This window comes from Dehalococcoidales bacterium (assembly GCA_028717385.1).
In the GTDB taxonomy this organism is placed as follows: Bacteria; Chloroflexota; Dehalococcoidia; order Dehalococcoidales; family CSSed11-197; genus CSSed11-197.
This window is the reverse complement of the sequence record JAQUNW010000049.1, coordinates 1-4,959: the sequence shown is the minus strand read 5'-3', so window position 1 is coordinate 4,959 and position 4,959 is coordinate 1. Positions and strand designations below refer to the sequence as shown.

At 45.9% G+C, this 4,959-nt stretch carries 5 protein-coding genes; 4 read left to right on the top strand and 1 reads right to left on the bottom strand.

Going from position 1 to position 4,959, the window contains the following annotated elements; translation table 11 throughout:
* From PHX29_06995 to PHX29_06980, 4 genes are all read left to right on the top strand, one after another.
* On the top strand, nt 1-580 hold a 580-nt coding region (locus tag PHX29_06995; GenBank protein MDD5605629.1), incomplete at its 5' end, for a bifunctional 5,10-methylene-tetrahydrofolate dehydrogenase/5,10-methylene-tetrahydrofolate cyclohydrolase.
* A 62-nt stretch (nt 581-642) separates the two neighbouring features.
* A complete protein-coding gene (locus PHX29_06990; protein ID MDD5605628.1) occupies nt 643-1,587 on the top strand; it encodes an acetyl-CoA decarbonylase/synthase complex subunit delta in 945 nt (314 codons plus the stop codon).
* 29 nt (nt 1,588-1,616) lie between these two features.
* Nucleotides 1,617-2,969, top strand: coding sequence for an acetyl-CoA decarbonylase/synthase complex subunit gamma (gene acsC, locus PHX29_06985; GenBank protein MDD5605627.1), 1,353 nt, complete (start codon nt 1,617-1,619; stop codon nt 2,967-2,969).
* Nucleotides 2,966-3,844 (top strand): dihydropteroate synthase, encoded by an 879-nt coding sequence (locus PHX29_06980; GenBank protein MDD5605626.1) that lies wholly within the window; start codon nt 2,966-2,968, stop codon nt 3,842-3,844. The genes acsC and PHX29_06980 overlap by 4 nt, the downstream gene beginning before the upstream one ends.
* A gap of 133 nt (nt 3,845-3,977) precedes the next feature.
* Here PHX29_06980 and PHX29_06975 read toward each other — a convergent pair.
* Nucleotides 3,978-4,959: sugar phosphate nucleotidyltransferase (locus PHX29_06975; GenBank protein ID MDD5605625.1), on the bottom strand; the 982-nt coding region annotated here is incomplete at its 5' end.

The window sequence follows — 4,959 nt, the reverse complement described above, 5'->3', positions numbered from 1 at the left end:
TATTAATGAAACCGAAATCCTGCTGGCGATAGATCCCAAAAAGGATGTTGATGGCTTCCACCCCTACAGCCTTGGGAAAATGGTTATCGGGGAAGATACGTTTTTATCCTGCACCCCGGCCGGGATACAGCAACTATTGATCAGGAGTAATATAGAAACCGAAGGCAAGCACGTTGTTGTGGTTGGGCGCAGTAACATCGTTGGAAAGCCAATTGCCAATATACTTGTGCAGAAAAATCCGTTCGCCAATGCCACTGTTACTATATGTCATAGCCGCACTCCCAATATTCGAGACTATACTCTTCAAGCTGATATACTGATTGTTGCCATTGGTATTCCCGGTTTTATAACAGCTGATATGGTTAAAGAAGGAGCAACAGTCATAGATGTCGGCACTAATAGAATTGGGACGACAATAAACGGAAAGGCCAAACTCACAGGGGATGTAGCCTTTGAAGAAGTCAGCCAGAAAGCCGGCGCTATTACTCCATCGCCAGGGGGAGTAGGCCCAATGACAATTGCCATGCTGATGGCAAATACCGTAAAAGCTGCTAAGCTGTCCATCGGTTTAAAACCATAAGGTTTTACCCTGAACAAAAGCTTGGAAATTGCATATTCTCAACCAGTTAAAAGGAGCGTGAAATGCCATTTGAAACTCCCGCTATAAAATATAACGGAAAAGTCAGGGATGCCGGAATCGGACATGGTAAAACCATGGTCCGGGTTGGAGGGCAAACTTGTTATCCTTTCCACCTGTTTGAAGGAATCATGCCCAACCTGCCCAAAATAGCCATGGAGATTTACGATTGCCAACCTGATGGCTGGCCAGCGGCAGCTATTAAACCGTTTAAGGATGTTTTTGGGAATCCCCCCCGCTGGGCACAAAAATGTGTAAAGGAATACGGCGCTGAAATAGTTTGTCTGCAATTGGAAGCTACTGATCCCAATGGGCTCGACAGGGACCCGGAAGAAGCCGCGCAGATCACTTTAAGCGTTGCTGAAGCTATCGATGTACCTCTAATAGTTTGGGGAACAGCCAACCCGGAAAAGGATAAACGGGTACTAGCCAGAATAGCTGAAAAGTGCTCCGGGAAAAGACTCGCTCTCGGTCCTGTTGAAGAGAAGAATTATAAAACTGTTGCGGAAGCGGCAATCCATAACAACCATCTGATAATCGCCTCTTCGCCTATTGACATCAACTTGGCCAAACAGCTGAATATCCTGCTTGCCAATACGGGAATTTCGCCCAGTGATATATTGATTGACCCCACCGTTAGCAGCGTTGGGTACGGGATTGAGTATTGTTATTCTGTAATGGAGCGTATTCGTATTGCCGCCCTTACCCAGCAAGATGATAAATTGCAGATGCCAATAATATGTAATGTGGCGCGCGAAGTATGGAAAACTAAAGAGGCTAAGATTCCCGCTATTGATGCCCCTGAATTGGGCAATGAGGAAACTCGCGGAATTCTGCTGGAAGCGGTTTCGGCGATGATACTCTTGCTTGCAGGTGGAGATGTAATGATAATGCGCCACCCGAAAGCAATCGCGCTGGTAAAAGAAATAATCGGCGAACTTGCTAATTAACCTGATTAGCTTATTAAGGAGAATATTGTATGGCCCTTTCCGGTATCGAAATATTCAAACTGCTCCCGAAAACTAACTGCGGAGATTGCGGTGTGCCAACATGTTTAGCGTTTGCCATGAGCATTGCTGCAGGAAAATCGGAGCTTGATAAGTGCCCTCATCTCAGCAGTGAAGTCAGAATAAAACTGGAAGAAGCTTCCGCCCCACCGATAAGAGCAATAATCATCGGTGCCGGAGAGCGCATGGTGAAAACCGGCGGGGAGACGGTAATGTTCAGGCACGAAAAACGCTTTGAGAACCCTCCCCCGATAGCGTTCACCATCAGCGATTCAATGGATGAATCAAGAATCAATAAACAATTTGAACAGTTTGAATCGCTTCATTATGAGCGGGCAGGCAACAAACTCAAGGCCGAAATGCTGGCAATAAGATACGATTCCGGGGATGCAGAAAAATACACCTCAGTAGTTGAAAGTGTAATCAATAAAACCGATGCAGCTTTAATCCTTATATGCTCTGAACCAGGGGTATTAGAAAAAGCACTGCAAGTATCAGCGCCCAACCGACCTTTAATCTATGCGGCAAACAAAAATAATGCTGATACAATGCTTGAACTTGCTAAAAAATACGCCTGCCCTCTTGCCATCAAGGCTGAAAATCTGGAAAAGCTTGCAGAACTGGCTGAGCGGATAACTGCTGGAGGATTCAAGGAATTGGTGCTGGATTCCGGCGCTCGAACAATCAAGCAGGCATTTAATGACCAGATAGCTATTCGGCGCTCTGCGTTAATCAACAAGTATCGCCCACTTGGTTTCCCTACCATTGTATTCCCCGGGGAGATGAGCGATACACCTTTAAAAGAAACTCTGTATGCTTCTATCCTGATTGCCAAATATGCAGGGTTGGTAGTTCTAAACGAAATCCAAGCCGAATCACTATTTACACTATTAGTGGAAAGAATGAATATCTTCACCGATCCACAGCGCCCACTGGCTACTAAAGAGGGCATTTACGAGATCGGCAGCCCAGATGAAAATTCTCCAGTATTACTCACCAGTAATTTCTCTTTGACTTATTTCTTGCTTACCGGAGAAATAGAAAGCAGCCGCGTCCCAGCCTATCTGTTGGTGAAAAATACTGAAGGGCTAAGCATCATGACCGCCTGGGCAGCTGGTAAGTTCAGCGCTGACAACATCAGCCAATTCGTCAAGAAAAGCGGCATCGAAGAAAAAATTGCCCACCGAAAACTGATAATCCCGGGCTATGTAGATTTTGAAAGTACCGGGCTAGAAGAAGAGTTAGAGGGATGGGAAATATTAATTGGCCCCAGAGAGGCTTCCCATCTTCCGACATATCTGAAAAACTGGGGGGCAGGAAAATGATATTAGTTGCTGAAAATATAAATACTGTTTCCAGGAGCATTGGTACAGCCTTCAGGGAGCGCAACGATAAACCAGTTAAAGAACTTACAGTCGCTTTAACTAAATCCGGAGCCGACATGCTGGATTTAAATATCGGACCATCTCGCAAAGAAGGAGCCGAACTCATGGATTGGCTGGTAAAAACTGTTGAAGAGGTCAGTCCTTTATCTCTAGCGCTGGATACCACCAACGCCGATGCTATTGAAGCCGGATTACAGGCTGCCTCTAAACCGGCACTCATCAATTCGGTTTCACTTCAACCGGAGAGGTTGGAAAAACTACTCCCGCTGGCTAACAAATATAATGTAGACATAATTGGCCTGCTTTGGGGAACAGAAGGAATGCCACGCGATGCTAATGAGCGCTGCATGCTGGCAGTTGACCTGGTTTACCAGGCAGGAGAAGCAGGCATCCCACCTGAAAGGATTTGGATTGATCCAATTGCCACACCGGTTACAGTGGATATTTTTCAGGTAAAATCTTGCCTGGAATGCATGAGCATGCTTTCGGAAATTGCTCCGGGGTGCCGCTCAATTGTGGGTCTTTCCAACATATCAAGCGGAGTGCCTTCACACCTCAGAGGGTATTTCAACCGAACCTTCCTGGCTATGTTAATCAAGTATGGGTTATATGCCGCTATCTGCGATACGCTCGATACAGAACTGGTGCAAATTGCCCGAGGGCAACTCAGCTCGGTTGTTGATCTTGTGCACCGCTTGATGGAAGGCGAAGAAGTGGATCCTGCAAGGCTTGATGATAAACAGATGGAATATTACAAGACTTACCGGGTGCTTTCGGGAGACGTACTTTATTCGGATTCGTGGCTCGAGATTTAGTTTTTTTATTTTCCGTAAGTACGGGCACAACTTGTGTGAGATCCTTCGCTACGCTCAAGGGTGACAAATTTTTATGGGTGCTCGAGAATTAAATTTGTCTTGGATTTAATTATCCACACATCTGATCAACCAATTATTGCTGGTTTCGAAATATACGGCTTCCTGGCTCAATAGCCCCTCGGACAAACACTCCAGGCCCAATCCGCGCATCAGATCCTATCACTGTACCTGCATCAATACTGACATTGATCCCGGTAGAAACACGATCCCCTATGACTGCCCCCAGCTTCCTCCTGCCAGAGTCAATACCGGCAGCTTTTACATTCATATTATCAAACCTTAAATTAGCAATTTGGGTACCAGAACCAAAATTACATCCTTCACCGATGACGCTATCCCCGATATAAGTTAGATGTGGCACTCTAGTACCCGCCATAATAATCGAGTTCTTGATTTCTACCGAAGCGCCGATATGACAGCTATCGCCTATTGAGGTGGAAGCCCGCACAAAACAATTCGGCCCAATGTCACAATTGTTTCCGATAATAACCGGCCCACATATATAGCTACCGGAGCGTATAACAGTGCCTTTTCCAACACCGACGTTGTCTTTTATCACCGCTCCTTGTTCGATTGTACCAAGGATTTCCATGGCTGAAGGTTCATATACCCAATCTCCCCCGTTTAATAAATCCCAGGGATCGGAAAAGGTAAGCCAGTCTGACAACTCATACCAGCCAAAGCTCGTTCCGCTATCAATCAGGGCTTGTATTGCTCCCGGGATTTCGTACTCTCCCCTCGGAGATTTCTCCAGGCTGGTAATCGCTGAAAAGATTTCCCTGTTAAACAAATAAATCCCGGCATTGGCAATATTTGTGGGCGGTGGAACGACTTTCTCCACAATACTGCTTACCCAATTATCCCGCGTGGTAACAACACCCATATTCCGAGCATCGGCTACCTGAATAACTCCCATTGCTGGAGTTGAAATGGCTAAAAGCCCGGAAATATCCTGCGGTCGATACAGTGTATCGCCATTTAAAACCAGAAAATGTTCTTCAACCATTGACTTGACTCTAAATATGGCATCTGCGGTACCCAATGGCTCGTCTTGG